Source organism: Embleya sp. NBC_00888 (assembly GCF_045207655.1).
In the GTDB taxonomy this organism is placed as follows: domain Bacteria; phylum Actinomycetota; class Actinomycetes; order Streptomycetales; family Streptomycetaceae; genus Embleya.
Genome location: NZ_CP108785.1, coordinates 4582806 through 4596993 on the forward strand (window position 1 = coordinate 4582806; position 14188 = coordinate 4596993).

The following is a 14188-nucleotide window of genomic DNA, read 5'->3' on the forward strand; positions in this document are numbered from 1 at the left end:
GAGCCCTGGCCGCGTGGATGCCCGACGACGGTTTGTGAATGCGGCGCGCGGGCAACGGGTGGACATGTTTTCAGGGATCCTGCGGGGTGCCGCTGCGGGTGCGGCCGGCACGACCGCCCTCGACGCGGTCACCTACGCCGACATGGCCGGTCGGGCGCGCCCGGCCAGTGAGACGCCACAACGCACGATCGACACGATCGCGCGCCGAATCGGGCATCCCGTCGAAGGCGACTCCGACACGCGCGTGAACCGATTGACCGGGCTCGGTGCGCTGTCGGGCATCGTGACCGGCGTCGGCGTCGGCGCCGCTTTCGGCCTGCTGCGCGGCATCGGCCTACGACCGCCGATCTGGGCGGGTTCGCTGCTCGTGGGCGCCGTCGCGATGATCGCCGCCAACGGCCCGATGGCCGGGCTGCGGGTGTCGGACCCGCGTGCGTGGTCGAGGACCGACTGGGTCGCCGACATCGTGCCGCACGTCGCATACGGCTTCACGACATACGCGGCGCTCGCGACGATGGATCCCAAGTGAGTGCCCTCGTACGGGCCTTCCTGGTCGGCGCGGCGAGCGGCGGCCGAAGCCAGGCCGGGGTCACGGCCGTTCGCTTGACCACTCGCGGCGCGGGCAGGCTGTCGCGGCTCGCGGTCGGCTCGGCCGCGATCGGCGAACTCGTCGCGGACAAGCGCCCCGACGCCCCGTCGCGACTGAGCCTGCCGGGCCTGGCTCCGCGTGTTCTGCTGGGAGCGACGGCCGCCGCGATGTTGGCCCGTCGTACGCGCGGTGGGGTGACACTCGCGGCCCTCGTGGGAGCGGGCGCCTCGGTGGGCGGCGCGATCCTGGGCGCGGCGTGGCGCCAAGCGGCCACGAATACCGGAATTCCCGCACTGCCGGCGGCGATCGGCGAGGACGTCCTGTGCTACGCCCTCGCGTTCACGGCGTGCGCCGGCTCGTAACGGCCCCACCCGACGACAGCCGTCCGAAGACGAGCACCGGACCCCGCGACAGCACCGCCGGAAACCCCGGCGGCGCGGACCCGGGCGCGCCGACCGCGTGGCGCACCCGCGAGCCGGCCACCGGCGCGCGCGGCCGGGCGTGATGGTGGAAGGCGCGCTCGGGGGAGCACCGCGACCCACCGCGCTTCGTCAGCGCGTGGAACGACGGGCTCGACTTGTGCGCATCGAGTCCTTCGTCCACCACGCCGACCCGATCCACCCCGACCTGTTCGCCGGACGCGGCCGGTCGGACGCCGGCGGCCGGTGGCAACGACGCTTCGACCACGCCGCGGACGACGATGGGCACACCGATACCGCGGCGGCCATGCTCGTGGAGGCGATCAGAGCCATGGGCGTCAACGACCCGGACGAACCGAACCACCACGGGACCGTGGCCGGGCGCGGCCACAACTTCCGGCTCGACCTGCCCGATCCCGGGCTGCACCGCAAGGACGCACCGGCCGAGTGAAGCGGCCCGCTCGGTCCTTCCGGGGCGACCCGGGTCACCCGGGTGACACAGGAACGCGCCGCGTCGCACAGGTGTGCGCGCCGCGCTATGCGTCCGCGACCTGTGCGGACCAGCCGTCCTCGAGTTCGGCGCCGTCCACGGTGATGGCCTCGACCGTTCTGGAGACCGGATCGATGTCGGCTTGCACGTCGTCGCCCGCGTAGCGTGGATGGCCGGTGGCTCCCTTCTCCCCGGTGGGACGGACCGTCGCCGACCGCACGGCCGGCCCGCGGGCCGACGGCGGCATGTCCTGCACGTTGTACGGATAGATCAGCACCTCGAAGGTTTCCATCCCGCGCGTGTACCCGGACCCGCGACGTCGACGCATGCCGAGCCCGACGACCACCCCGGCCCGGACGAAGCCGCCCGCGAGCGCCGACCACACCCCCGCCGACGCTGCGAGCACGGACCCACCGGGGCCCGCCGGTCAGATTCTCGGCAACTTCCCGACAACCGCGGCGGCGAGTTCGACGGCGGTGTCGCAGAGGCTCTCCTTGAGGCGTGGCCCCGACACCTTGAGTTCGACCACCTCGGCGACGGGAAGCTCGCGAACGTTCACGTACGTTCGGTGTTCCACCTTGACGACGCAGTAGGCGTCGTCCCCGTCCCCGGGGCTCACGAAAGCCTTTCTGTCGCCCAGTCGCCTCGGCAGGCCGTCTTGCGCGGTCAGCGGCACGTTCTGGTCGAACCAGACCTCGACGCCGCCGTTGTCGACCGTGCTGCGCCAGCGGCAGTTCCAGTTCGCGAATCCGGCGTCGGGTTCCGAGGGGTCGATGCCCGAAACCGTGTCCAGGGTGGCGGGATCGAGCATCGCGCAGGCGTCGAGTCGGACCAGCGACTCCTTGGCCGACGCGGAGGGGCGCCTCGGGATCGGGCCGCGTGCCATGACGGTGATCGCGTGGGCGGTGGTGATGTCGGCCATCGCGCACAGGTCGGCCGGCCGGGATCCCAACTGCTTGGCGACGATCGCGAGTTGTCTGTCGGCCCCCAGACGCACGAGCTGCGTGCACTCGCGTTTGCCGCTGTTGGGTTCCAGGACGACGGTGAAACCGCCGACTCGTCGGGTGTGCGCGTTGGACCCGAGTTCCTGGCCCCCGGTGGAGAAGTCGACCTTGACGTCGGCGATCCGGCCGGCGTCGGGAACATCGACGAGAAGATCACACCTGTCGAACCCGCCGTAGGCGGGGTCCAGGACGACCGTGCCGTAGGCGGACAACGAGGTCGGCTCGAGGAGCGCGCAGGGGTCCGCCGACCTGGGGTCGCCGATGGCGTTCGGTTCCGGCCGCGACGGTGACGTCGGCGTCACGATCGAGGAGACCACCCCGATCACCATCGCCACCACCGCCGCGCCCAGAACCGACAGGATCGGGCCGCGGCGGCGCAGGAACCATTGTCTCGGTCCCCGCCCCGGCGACCCGACGGACGCGGCGGGGTCATCCGTGTGGTCGACCGGCAACGAGCACACGATCGGTGTCCCGTCGTCGACGGTGACCGTCACCGATCGGGCGTCGTCGGCGGCACGCTCCCACGCCGGACCCGTCGGCCGGCGGTCGTCCCCCCACGCGAATCGTTCGGCGAGATCCTTCGCGAGCGGACGACGCTCGGGTTCGGCCGAGAGCAACTCCGTCAGGACGTCGGTCAGCGGTCCGGCCCGGACGGGAGCCTCGATCCGCTGTTCGAACGCCCGCTTCAGCACGTCCGCGTCGATGCGCCCGTAGGGGGAGTGTCCCTCGATCGCGGCGAACAACGACGCACCGAGCGAGAACAGGTCCGACGGCCGGCCGGATCCGCGCCCTTGGACCACCTCCGGAGCCAGATAGCGGGGCTTGCCCCGCACCACCCCGCCGCGGGTCCGCGTCTGGTCCTCGCCCAGGATGCGGGAGACACCGAAGTCGGCGAGCTTGGCTCTCCAATCCTCGGTGACGAGGATGTTCTCCGGCGTCACGTCGCCGTGCACCACACCGTGTCCGTGCACCACCCGCAGCGCCTCCGCGATCTGCAGGCCGACCCACGCGGCGCGCTCGGGCGGCAGGAGCCCGCCCTTCGCCACGACCTGCGCGAGGCTGCGCGATTCCACGTACTCCATCACCACCCACCACGTCCCGCCCTCGACGAAGACGTCGTGGACGCGAACGATGAACGCGCTGTCGAGACGCGCCGCGATACGAGCCTCCACCCTGAGACGCCGGCCGGCGCGTCGATCGTCCACCCGGGTGCGCTTGAGCGCGACCACACGGTCGAGCATCGTGTCCCTCGCGAGCCACACGTCGCCCATGCCTCCCGAGCCGATCCGCGCCACCAACGCGTAGCGGTCGGCGACCACGCATCCCACATCCGTGGACACTGGGCATCCCTGATTCACGAGTCGTTGATTCGACACGGAGATTACTCGGAGTTCACCCTCGCCCACCCTCGGTTCACCGAACTCGTGCGAACGGCCGCCGGTACGACTTCTTGCTCGGAGCCGGCACGCGGCCGAGCCGCTTCGGCGCCGGCCGGCACCTCCACTTGGCCCAGCGGGGTCACACCCGGACGCGCTCGAACGCTCCGGCCCGAACTCGGGGTGGAACGCCTCGACACGGTTGTGTGCGACCCGGCTCGGCCGGCCGACTCGGGAGGACGCGGCGACGAACCTTTGGACGATCACCCGGCGTTCGCCGCCGCAGGTGGCGGTCTCGACGATGCTGCGCAGGGTGGGGTCGTCCGGGGCCAGGACCATGATTCCGGGGAAACGTCCAGCGGTGTCGGGCGAGCGGCCGTGCCTTGGCGGATGGACGGCGAGCACCCGAAGGCGCTTGGCGGGAACGGCGGCGGCGCTCCAAGCGGTGAGTGACCGCCCGGCACCGTGCAACGGTACGAGCGCGGGACTCTCGTCACCATGATCACGAACGTGGAGGCAGGCCATACCCCGACGCCCGGGAGGGGCGTTCACCGAATTCGGCGCGGACCGGGCCTGGTTGCGCGGCCGGCGCCGAACTCGGCGGTGGTGTCACCAGTGCGCGGCGGTCGCGTAGTAGGTGGCGCCGGGCCATGCCTGGACCGGTGTCGTCGACGGCACGATCCTGCCCGCGCACAGTCCGCGCTCTGCCAGCCCGTCGACGATGCGCGGGATCGCGGCGAGGGTGCTTTGGTAACCCTCGTGCAGCAGGATGATGCCACCCGGGCCGACCTGGAGGGCGTTGGCCACGATGTCGTCGGTGGAGATGCCGTTGTAGTCGAACGAGTCGGTGGTCCACAGCACCTCGGTCATGCCGAGTGTGGTCGCGTCCTGGCGGATTCCCGCGTTGGTCCGGCCGTACGGCGGGCGGAACAGCGTCGGCGCGTGGCCGGTCTGGGACTGGAGGATCTGGTTCGTACCCAGGAGTTCGTTGAACGCGTCGGGCTCGCCGAGGTCGTCCAGGAAGGGGTGGGAGAAGGAGTGGTTGCCGATCCAGTGGCCGCCGGCGGCGATCTGCGCGACGTACTGCGGGTAATCCAGGGCGTGGGCCCCGGTCAGGAAGAAGGTCGCCTTGACCCAACCGGCGTCGTTCAGTGCCTGGACGTAGGCGGGGGTCAGGGTCGAGGGGCCGTCGTCGAACGAGATCGCCGCATAGCCGGCGGAGCATGGGGCGGGGGACGCGGGATCGGCGTGCGCGGCCGTCGTCGGGCCCAGGATCAGACCCGCCACCGCGACCATCGCCCCGGCCGCCCATGCGCGCACTCGCACGCTGGACTTCATCTCGGACTTCCTTTCGAAGATTCGACATCATCACGAACCCGGCCACCATCGAAGGATGGTGGCCCTGCGGTCGGCCTCCCGCCGCCGGGGGCGGCCGGGAACGGCTTACCGGTTGCCCCCGGGGCGGAAGGTCGACCGCAGGTCGAACGTCAGCGAGTGCGCGCGGGCAGGATCCGCTTGAGCGCGAGGCCCGCACTGAACAGCGTGAACGCTGCCACGAGCGCCCACATGACGTTCGCGCCGGTCGCGGCCAGAGCGCCTCCGGCGCCGGCTGCGGCCGCTCCCGTACTTGCGTGATACATGGTCACCATTTCCTTTCTTTTCTTCGGATCGCGTCCCAGAACGCCTGAGCCTGGGCCGCTTGCAGGTAGAGGTCGAAGGCCATCTCGACCACGATGAGCGCGCCGAGCACCACTTGCAGTGGTCCGCGTTTGCGGACGCTCACGGCGCGTTCCACGGAGAAGATCAAGGTCACCACCATCCACACGGGCTGAATACGCACGTGTCCGGTGAGGACGAGGGACAGCAGCAGCGAACCGAGGTAGATCACGATGATCAGCAAGCCGATCAACGAGAGCACCTGTCGTCCCCAGTAGGTGCGGGTGATGTGTGTCCACCCGTAGTCGGTCAGGTTCTCCAGGGCGCCGCGCTTCCAGCGCAGTCGCTGTTTGAACAGGTCCGACCAGGTGCCCATGACCTCGGTCATCAGCGTGCACTTGGGCGGGCAGACGATACGCAGACCCAGGTGCAGGATGCCCAGCGTGAGTTCGTTGTCCTCGGTGAGCACGCGGGTGTCGTACACGTGCGCCGCGCCGGGAAGTTCACCGGTGGCTCGGGCCGCGACGACCTCTTGGAGGGTCAGCGCGCGAAAGAGGGTGGCCGTCCCGGTGAGTACGAGGGCTTTGCCCTGGAGCCGCTCGACATCGCGGACATAGCGGGCGTATTCGTTGCGTTGCAACATGCCGACGAAACCCCCGCCCGGCTTGCCGGTGAACGTGCCGCCGACCGCTCCGAACTCGCCGGTCGCCAGCCGCTCCAGGCCATGGCCGAGGAACTCCGGCCCGAGGGTGGAATCGGCGTCCATCACCAGGATCGCGTCGGCCGGCCCGAGATTCGGCAGGATGTGATCGATGACCTGATTGAGGCCGCCGGCCTTCTTGTGCTTGTTGTCGACGGTCTCGTAGACCTGCACACCCATGCCGCGGGCTATCTCGACGGTCCGATCGGTGCAGTTGTCCGCGATGACGATGATCGTCTCCGGCGGTCGACGCTGACCGTACAGGGACTGGATGGTCTCGCCGATCTGCGCTTCCTCGTTGTGCGCGGGCACCAGTGCGGTGATCCGCATCGAGTGCACGTCCACGGCCGGCAGCGAACGACGACGCCGACGCTTGGTCCTGAGCCGGAACGGCTCGGCCTTGCGCGCCCGGTGTCGCCGGGGACGCTCTGCTGTGGGAGTCGGCTCGAAGGCCGGGACCGGGCGCGGCTCATCGCGAATCGGCGCCAGGATCTCCGTCGGGTGATCCGCCCCAATCGGCTGTTCGGCACGTCCTCGGTGCCGCCCGCCGGGCACGCCGCTCGCGTACCCCATGTTGTTCATCTCGCCGTCGCGCTCCCGATCGAATCATGGCGAATGGAAGAAATCGCTCAGGAGCGCACGCGCGAATCCCGAAGCCGTGACCGGCGTTCGGGCAGCCCGAAAGGCCGACGAGTTTCAGCTCGCCGAGAAGCGAATCATCCGTTCCCCCCCGGGGTCCCCACCCAGGATGACCAAGAATGGGGTATCGAAAGGATCTTGTACAACACAAAGATCCAATTGTGAGCACAAGCACAGACAAACCCCGAGATCCCAACAGATAGTTGCCCGCGGGTGTGCCCTCGGGGGATCGCGCCGTCTCGGGAGATTCGGTGGGTCGGATATCCCCGCCGGTCATGACATTTCGGGTGTTTCAAGCCACCCGGAGACCCACCTCGCCGAATTGCGACGCGCCGGCGCCGGCTTCCGGCACCTGCGCCACGACGTGCCCGGCGCGGGAGAGCGTCGTCGGTCGCTGGGCGACCGGGCCGGTATCCGTGCGGTGGTCGGTGGTGGTCGGTGGTGCTCTCGCTCCGCCACTCGACCGGACCGGTCGGACTGCCGCACCGCACTCTCGCCCACCGGCCGCCCACCGACACGGCGGGCGCGCGCCATTCGGGTGAAGTACGCGAACAGCCTTCACTCGAAAGGGATGGATTGTATGCGAGCTGTCAATCTGAATGATGTGCCGCCCTCTCCCGGCCGATCGTGGGAGCCCTCCCGGCCCGCGAACTGCCGCATCCAGCCCGGCCCGCCGCCTCGTCACCCGCTCACCCGGCCGCCCGCCGGTGCGCCACGACGACCCTGCGACCTTCACCATCTCGGAAGGAACCCGCAACCACCATGAGTAACGACATCGCCTACGCGAAGATCCACCCCGCGATCGGAGTGGCCCGGGTGGGCAACAGCACCCGCGACGACGGCTGGTACTACGGCCCCGAGACACCGGACCCGGACCCGACGCCGGTCGGCTCCCTCAAGGACGACACCGGTGCCTTCAAGCGCCAGGCGGCCCGCTTCCGCCTCTACGGCTACGACAGCGCCGGCAACGTCGTACGCGAACTGACGGCCACCGACGCCGGAGTCGCGATCGAGTGGGGCGTCCACGTCGCGAACCAGAAGGCCGCCTGGTACGAGTTCAGCCTCGCCCTCGACATCCCCGACATGCAGGGCCACAGCACGCCGAGGCGCAACAAGGGCATCGACCGCCGCAGCCTGGTGATCGATCCCGGCCGCAAGACCCTGCGCGCCGACACCGGCCAGAGCGTGGAGTTCACCGGCGGCGTGTTCCAGGGCATCGCCGTCCCGCTGGGCCGGATGCACACCGACGAGCGCGGTCGGCTCGTGGTGCTCGGCGGCTCCGGCCGGTCCGGCGCGAAGAACAATGAGGAACTGCACTCGTTCGGCAACAACGACGGCTGGTACGACGACATCTCGGACGGCCCGGTCACCGCCACGCTGACCCTGGACGGCCGCCCCATCGAGGTCAAACCCGCCTGGGTCGTGGTGGGCCCGCCCAACTACGCGCCGGACATCAAGACCGTGCGCACCGTCTACGACCTGCTCCTCGACGTCTTCGTCGGCAACGGCCAACTGCCCCGGCCCGCCCAGGTGTCCTTCAGATACCACATCGAGCCCCTCCTGCGGCGCTTCGGCGACCTGCAGTGGGTCAACAAGGGCTTCGCCACCCACTTCGGATTCGCCGGCCCGGAGGACTTCACCACCACCGAGGTGCTGCGGCGCCTCGCCAAACCCGGCAACACCTACCGCGAGCTGCGCCGCCAGGTGTACACCGCCATGCGCGACTACGAGCGGGACGGACTGGCGCCGATGACCTGGCCGTGGTTCTACGGCGACGGCATGGCCAGCCGCCCCAAGTCACCGCGGCAGTACATGACCCTGTCGGCCCTCCAGATGGACATGCTGCTCAAGTGGTCCAACGGCCAATTCGTCGACACCCCCTGGAGCGGCTTCCCACGCGACCTGGAGAAGGCACCCGTCGCCGATCAGCCCGGACTCCTGGACCGCGCCGCCCTCGACTTCTGCCTCGCCGACGCCTTCCACCCCGGCTGCGAGGTCACCTGGCCGATCCGGCACGCGACGATGTTCGCCGAACCGTTCCGCATCCTGCACCGCGCCGCGGGACAGGCGGAGCCCGACTACGGCGCGGAACTCACTCCCGAGAAGGCGCTGGCCGCCGACGGCCCCCTGCACGCGCAGGGCCCGGGCGGTCTGACCCGGTGGATGGCCATCCCCTGGCAGGCCGACACCGCCAGCTGCCGCTCGGGCTACGAGTCCACCGCCGGCCTGGGCCCCCGCTACGACCCCCACCTGCCGACCTTCTGGCCCGCCCGGGTGCCCAACCACGTGCTGACCGAGCGCGACTTCCGGATCGTCAACAAGGAGGGTGGCCCGACCCCCTCGGAGGACGAGCGCGAGGCGGCGTTCAACAATCGGGCCTCCTGGCTGCGAGGCCTGCACGGCACCTACAAGGAGCAGTTGAAGCAGGCCGCGGCGGAGTGGCACCACTTCGGCGTGGTGGAGACCCGCCCCTACACCGTCGGCGACAACAAATACCCGCCACACGTCCAGGTCGAGTCCGTGCCCGGCTTCGCCCTCGAAGGGGTGCCGGACGACCGGAACCTGGTCACCCTGCACGTACCGCAGACCGCCGACGTCGCCGCCCAGGGCGCGGCGTTGTCCGCCCTCGCCGAGCACATCGGCCTCGCCCCCGAGAGCATCACCGTCGGCTACATCGACAAGCTCGACCCCTTCGGGGAGGACGCCGCCAACGGCACCGGCCGCCGCGAGGGCCCTTCGTGACGGTGGACCACACCGGTCCGGCGGCCACCGCGCGCGGGTACGACGTGGTGGTCGCCGGCGGCGGCCCGGCCGGCGCCGCCGCCGCGCTGGCCCTGGTCCGCGCCGGCCGCACCGTCCTGCTCGCCGACGCCGCCACCGGACCGCCGCCCGTCGGCGAGGCGCTACCGGCCGCCGCCCGGGTCGTGCTCCGCGACCTCGGCGCGCAGGACGTCCTCGACGAACGCCACCATCTGCCCTGCTACGCGAACCTGTCGGCCTGGGGCTCGAACGACCTCGCCGCCCAGGACACCATCCTCGACCCGCACGGCCACGGCTGGCACCTCGACCGCGGCCGCTTCGACCGGGAACTGCGCGAGCACGCCCGCCTCCTCGGCACCGAAGTGGCCGAACACACCACGGCCCGCCCCGCCGGCCGCTCCGGCGACGGCACCTGGACCGTGGAACTGCGCGGCCCCGGCCGGCGCCGCACCACCGTGCGCTGCCGCCGGCTGGTCGACGCCACCGGCCGCCGAGCGGGCCTGGCCACCGCGGCCGGCGCCCGCCGGGTGGTCCACGACCGGCTGGTCGCGCTCTGCCTGACCCTGCCCCCCTCGACCACGCCGACCCCCGACGCCTCGACCCTCGTGGAGGCCTCGCCGGACGGCTGGTGGTACACGGCGCTGCTGCCCGCCGGCCACCGGCTGCTCGCCCGGTACACCGACGCAGACCTGCCGGGCGCCCGGAAGGGCGGCACCGGCCTGCTCACCGACGTGGCCCGCACTCGCCACACCGGCGCCCGGGTGTCCACGCACCCGTGGCCGGCCGCCGCCGTACGGCGCGCGCCCGCCCACACCGTCCGCCTGGACACCGTCCACGGCGACGGGTGGATCGCCGCCGGCGACGCCGCCGCCGCCTTCGACCCGCTGTCGTCGCAGGGCATCCTCACCGCCCTGTACACCGGCATGCGGGCCGGCCAGGCGGTCCACGACCACCTCGGCGGCGACCGCACCGCCCTCACCCGCTACGCCGCCGAACTCGACACGATCACCGCCGTCCACCTGCGCAACCGGCGCACCTTCTACGGCCTCGAACACCGATGGCCCCGGCACGCCTTCTGGCGTCGCCGCCACACGGCCGGCCCGACGGATCCCGCCGACGGCCGACCGAACACCCGACCCGACCCGATCCCACCCCCAGGAGTGTCCGCATGACCACCACAGACGTCATCTCCGTGTCCGACGCCGACGCCGCCCCCCGCCACGGCCACCGGTTCCTGCTCATCGGCACCGATACGATCTTCGCCTACCACCTCGCGCTCTACCGCGTCCCCATCCACGCCTTCCAGATGATCAACAAGTTCGGCCTGGACGGGGGCCTGCGGAAGAAGTACCTCGACGACCTCGCGAACCACGAGGACCAGCGGGTGTACTACTCCCTGTTCTCCGAGGGCCACTGGCCCCTCCAGGAAATCGTCGACGGCACCCGCGACTCGCTGCCCGTGGAACTCGAGCGGGTGACCGTCGACAGCGCCGGCAATCGCACCTTCACCAAGATCCTCGACGAGACCACCGCCACGTGCCGCGAGCAGGACGTCGTCCACTACAAGCCGCTCAACGCCACCGGCTACCCCGACCATCTCACCTACCTCGCCTTCGGCCAGGGATCCGAGGTCCACCTCGCCCACCAGCTCGCGGCCTCGCCGAACTGGGACGAGGTCATCACCACCACACAGCCCGCCGGCTTCCAGCAGAGCGACCTCGACCACGCCGCAGCCGTCACCATCCCCGCCATCAAGGACCCGAAAGGCGTGGTCCAGACGAGCCCCCTGGTGAAGGGCAAGCCGTACGAGGGCCTGATCGGGACCCGCGAGGTCACCTTCACCGCCGGGCGCCAAGGCTGGTGGAACCACACCAGCCTGAACACGTAGCCACGAACATCGGGCGCCGCACCGCCCGTCCCGCCCGTCATCGCGCATGGCGGGCGGCCGGGTCGTCGGCGACTTGGTGGCGGCTCGCCATGCGGTCGCCGTAGAACCACCGACCTGGGACGCGGCCCCACCGGCCGAAAACCGATGGGGCCGCGTCTGTGTGCCTCCCGTTTTCGCGGGCCGCGCGTGTGGCCGGTTCCTGGCCTGACCTGGCCGGGCCGGGCCGGGCTGTGCGTACGGGTCCGCCGGGTGCGGGACGTCATGAGCCTGCCCAGCTGACGTTTTGATCCTGCCCGGCTGTGGTCTCCCGGCCCGACGCCTCCACGAAGGACTTCCCGATCCGCCCGTCCTCGGTGAACGCCCGGCCCGGCCGGGTGGGGTGGCCCACCCGCCCGAACATCCGCAGCAGGTCGTACCTGTGTTGCAGTGTCAAGCTCCGGGAATGCGGCGCCGGTTGACGGAATGTCCGACGTCGCCTCCAGATCGACGAGTTCGGCGATGATGACGGGGCCGGCCGTCGCCGATACCCTCGACCCGGGCCATCTCGACGAGGTCCGCCAACGGCCGACGTCCCGAAGCCGCAGCCTGAAGACGAGGCTCCACGACCCGCGGTGATGCTCGTGGAGGCGGTGGTTCACGACGTGCGGCCGAACCAGCTCGGGACTCGGCCCAACCAGGCTCGCAGCACCGCGCTCCGCCAGCTCGTCACCGGGATTCCCGCCGCGATACTCGCCCGCACCCTGGGTATCCACACCGACGTCGCCGTCGCCCGGCAACATCTCTCCGCGGGTGACCGGGTTGCCTGCGCCGCCGAAGTCAGCCGCCGCACCTCAACGCAGGAGGACAGCAGATGACCAGCCATGATTCCCTCGCGGCCGGCGAAGTCCGCGACCCCTTCGGGACGTTGCACCGAGCATTGTGGATCGGCGGCGGCCAATGGGCCGGAAAGTCGACCGTGGCCCGGCTCCTGGCCGTCCGGTTCTGCGTCACCGTCTATCACTACGACTACCACGACGCTCGCGGTCACAACGATCGCCGGATCGCCCGTCGCCTCGGCCTCGGCCTCGGAGAGCCCGCCACCGAGGCCGACCCGGACAAGGTGTGGGTGCACTCCACCCCGGAGCAGATGGCCACCGAAACCCTGGCCGGCTTCCCGGACCGGTTCGAGTGGGCCCTGGACGACCTGCGCGCACTCGTCTCGGGCCACCCGATCATCGCCGAGGGCTGGGGACTGCGTCCCGAACTCGTCGCACCCATCATCGACTCACCGCGCCGGATGGTCGTCATGGTGCCCACGCCGGCGTTCCGCCGACACCAACTCCGTGAACTTCCCCGAGCCGCCTCGCTCGGGCACCGCGTCAGCGATCCGGTCCGAGCCCAGGCCAACCGCTTCGCCCGGGATCACCTCGTTGCCAAGGACGCCGTCCACACCGCCCACCAACTCGGCATCCGCGTGATCGAAGTCGACGGTTCCCGCGATGCCGCCGCGGTCGCAGAGATCGTCGCCGACCACTTCAGCCCGTACCTCCCGCGTCAAGACCACGAGGTTTGATCACCGCAGGGATTCGGACAGTTCCACCACCCGACGTCACCATGAGGACCTACAACTCTGGTTTCCTCGACGAACACGCCTATGAGGACTGGTATTTCCTCCTGGAACGAATCGTGACCAGAGCCCCGCACCGGTAGTGGTGTCACGACTCACCCAACTGGAAGTTCCAGACGACCAGCGCCGGCGCGCCTGCGCTGACGGCTCGTGTTGCCTCGGGCACCATGTCGGCCAGACACCACGGCCACAGCTCCCACGGTCCCACCGCCCCGAACGTGCCTGTCCGATCCGCGGACTCCGCCCGTTCGTTGGTCGGCAGGGGAGGTTCCTCGCAGCGACGCACGTGCAGTCCCACCGGCAGCGCGGCACGCAGGTAGTCCCCGATCGAGTGGCGGTGGGTACTCAGCCGTCCAGGTCGGCCATCAGCGCTGCGCACGGGTGGAATCGCGCCCTGCGCCACTCGCTCGGGGTGCATGTCGGCGATCACCAGGTGTCCGCCCGGACGCAGAACTCTGGCGAACTCCGCCAGTACCGGCTTGAGTGTCGAGACGTGGGTCAGCGCCAAGGCACACACGACCAGATCAACCTCGGCGTCGGCCACCGGGAGTCGGTGCAGATCACCGAGCAGGAACTTGCCCTGCGGCACCCGGGTACGCGCCCGCGCGAGCATGTTCGGGCGAGCTGTCCACGCCGATCACCCGATGGCCACGACCGGCCAGAAACTCGGCATGCCGACCAGTCCCGCACGCGGCGTCCAGAGCAACACCCCCGGGCAGCGAGTCCACGATCTCCTTGACCACGGGCTCGTCGAGGTCGAACGCCGAGTTGGGCCGGTCATATGTCGCCGACCACAGTCGATAGCCTGTAACGGTGTCGACCCGGTCGACTTCCACGGCTGCGTCTGCCAGTGCCTCGTCGGCGAGCACTCTGCGGATCTCCGCGATCCGGGCCTCCACGAAGTCGCGGTCGAACTCTCCGGTGAATGCGCGCAACAAGGCAATGCCCTCAAGCCCGAGCAGGTACGCCCGCGGGTCCTCATACATCACCCTACGGAGGCTAACGACGCGCCTCCGAGCGAGCCACCGGATTATCGGGCGGCCCGTGTTGCGTGGCCTGGT

14 protein-coding genes and 1 pseudogene are annotated in these 14188 nt (G+C 70.5%); 8 read left to right on the top strand and 7 right to left on the bottom strand.

All coding sequences use genetic code 11. The annotated features are described in order from the left end of the window. Nucleotides 1-64 precede the first annotated feature (64 nt). The 3 genes from OG948_RS54320 (at nt 65) to OG948_RS54330 (ending at nt 1459) form a co-directional block, all read left to right on the top strand. Nucleotides 65-529, top strand: coding sequence for a hypothetical protein (locus OG948_RS54320; RefSeq protein ID WP_331772485.1), 465 nt, complete (start codon nt 65-67; stop codon nt 527-529). Continuing rightward, the gene (locus OG948_RS54325; RefSeq protein WP_331772486.1) at nt 526-951 is read left to right on the top strand and encodes a hypothetical protein; all 426 of its coding nucleotides are present in this window, start codon (nt 526-528) and stop codon (nt 949-951) included. Before OG948_RS54320 ends, OG948_RS54325 begins: the two co-directional genes overlap by 4 nt. 196 nt (nt 952-1147) lie before the next feature. Beyond that, on the top strand, nt 1148-1459 hold the full coding sequence (locus OG948_RS54330; protein ID WP_406300758.1) for a hypothetical protein: 312 nt from the start codon (nt 1148-1150) through the stop codon (nt 1457-1459). Nucleotides 1460-1544: 85 nt separating this feature from the next. Here the strand turns inward: OG948_RS54330 and OG948_RS54335 are convergent, their stop codons facing one another. The 5 genes from OG948_RS54335 to OG948_RS54355 all read right to left on the bottom strand — a co-directional run bounded on the left by OG948_RS54335 (nt 1545) and on the right by OG948_RS54355 (nt 6579). Beyond that, nucleotides 1545-1904, bottom strand: a complete 360-nt coding sequence (locus OG948_RS54335; RefSeq protein WP_331772488.1) for a hypothetical protein — start codon at nt 1902-1904, stop codon at nt 1545-1547. A 21-nt stretch (nt 1905-1925) separates the two neighbouring features. After that, nucleotides 1926-3842 carry a protein kinase domain-containing protein gene (locus OG948_RS54340; RefSeq protein WP_331772489.1) on the bottom strand — a complete coding sequence of 639 codons (1917 nt, stop codon included), beginning with the start codon at nt 3840-3842 and terminating at the stop codon, nt 1926-1928. A 645-nt stretch (nt 3843-4487) separates the two neighbouring features. Continuing rightward, a complete protein-coding gene (locus OG948_RS54345) occupies nt 4488-5216 on the bottom strand; it encodes a polysaccharide deacetylase family protein (protein ID WP_331772490.1) in 729 nt (242 codons plus the stop codon). Nucleotides 5217-5365: 149 nt separating this feature from the next. Then, nucleotides 5366-5518 carry a hypothetical protein gene (locus OG948_RS54350; protein ID WP_331772491.1) on the bottom strand — a complete coding sequence of 51 codons (153 nt, stop codon included), beginning with the start codon at nt 5516-5518 and terminating at the stop codon, nt 5366-5368. Between the two features lie 2 nt (nt 5519-5520). Further along, complete coding sequence (locus tag OG948_RS54355) at nt 5521-6579, bottom strand: glycosyltransferase (RefSeq protein WP_406300759.1); 1059 nt, start codon at nt 6577-6579, stop codon at nt 5521-5523. A 1056-nt stretch (nt 6580-7635) separates the two neighbouring features. On the opposite strand from OG948_RS54355, the gene OG948_RS54360 reads away from it, so the two are divergent. The 3 genes from OG948_RS54360 to OG948_RS54370 are packed head-to-tail and all read left to right on the top strand — an operon-like array spanning nt 7636 to nt 11521. After that, on the top strand, nt 7636-9615 hold the full coding sequence (locus tag OG948_RS54360) for a LodA/GoxA family CTQ-dependent oxidase (RefSeq protein WP_331772493.1): 1980 nt from the start codon (nt 7636-7638) through the stop codon (nt 9613-9615). Beyond that, nucleotides 9612-10805, top strand: a complete 1194-nt coding sequence (locus OG948_RS54365) for a tryptophan 7-halogenase (protein ID WP_331772494.1) — start codon at nt 9612-9614, stop codon at nt 10803-10805. Before OG948_RS54360 ends, OG948_RS54365 begins: the two co-directional genes overlap by 4 nt. Next, nucleotides 10802-11521, top strand: coding sequence for a hypothetical protein (locus OG948_RS54370; RefSeq protein ID WP_331772495.1), 720 nt, complete (start codon nt 10802-10804; stop codon nt 11519-11521). The genes OG948_RS54365 and OG948_RS54370 overlap by 4 nt, the downstream gene beginning before the upstream one ends. 259 nt (nt 11522-11780) lie before the next feature. On the opposite strand, the gene OG948_RS54375 is transcribed toward OG948_RS54370, so the two are convergent. After that, on the bottom strand, nt 11781-11954 hold the full coding sequence (locus OG948_RS54375) for a hypothetical protein (protein ID WP_331772496.1): 174 nt from the start codon (nt 11952-11954) through the stop codon (nt 11781-11783). Nucleotides 11955-12135: 181 nt separating this feature from the next. On the opposite strand from OG948_RS54375, the gene OG948_RS54380 reads away from it, so the two are divergent. Further along, a complete protein-coding gene (locus OG948_RS54380; RefSeq protein ID WP_406300926.1) occupies nt 12136-12375 on the top strand; it encodes a hypothetical protein in 240 nt (79 codons plus the stop codon). After that, nucleotides 12372-13073: a hypothetical protein gene (locus tag OG948_RS54385; protein WP_331772498.1), complete on the top strand. Its 702-nt coding sequence runs from the start codon at nt 12372-12374 to the stop codon at nt 13071-13073. Before OG948_RS54380 ends, OG948_RS54385 begins: the two co-directional genes overlap by 4 nt. Before the next feature lie 142 nt (nt 13074-13215). Here OG948_RS54385 and OG948_RS54390 read toward each other — a convergent pair. Next, nucleotides 13216-14116, bottom strand: a pseudogene (locus OG948_RS54390) (class I SAM-dependent methyltransferase). Nucleotides 14117-14188 lie beyond the last annotated feature (72 nt).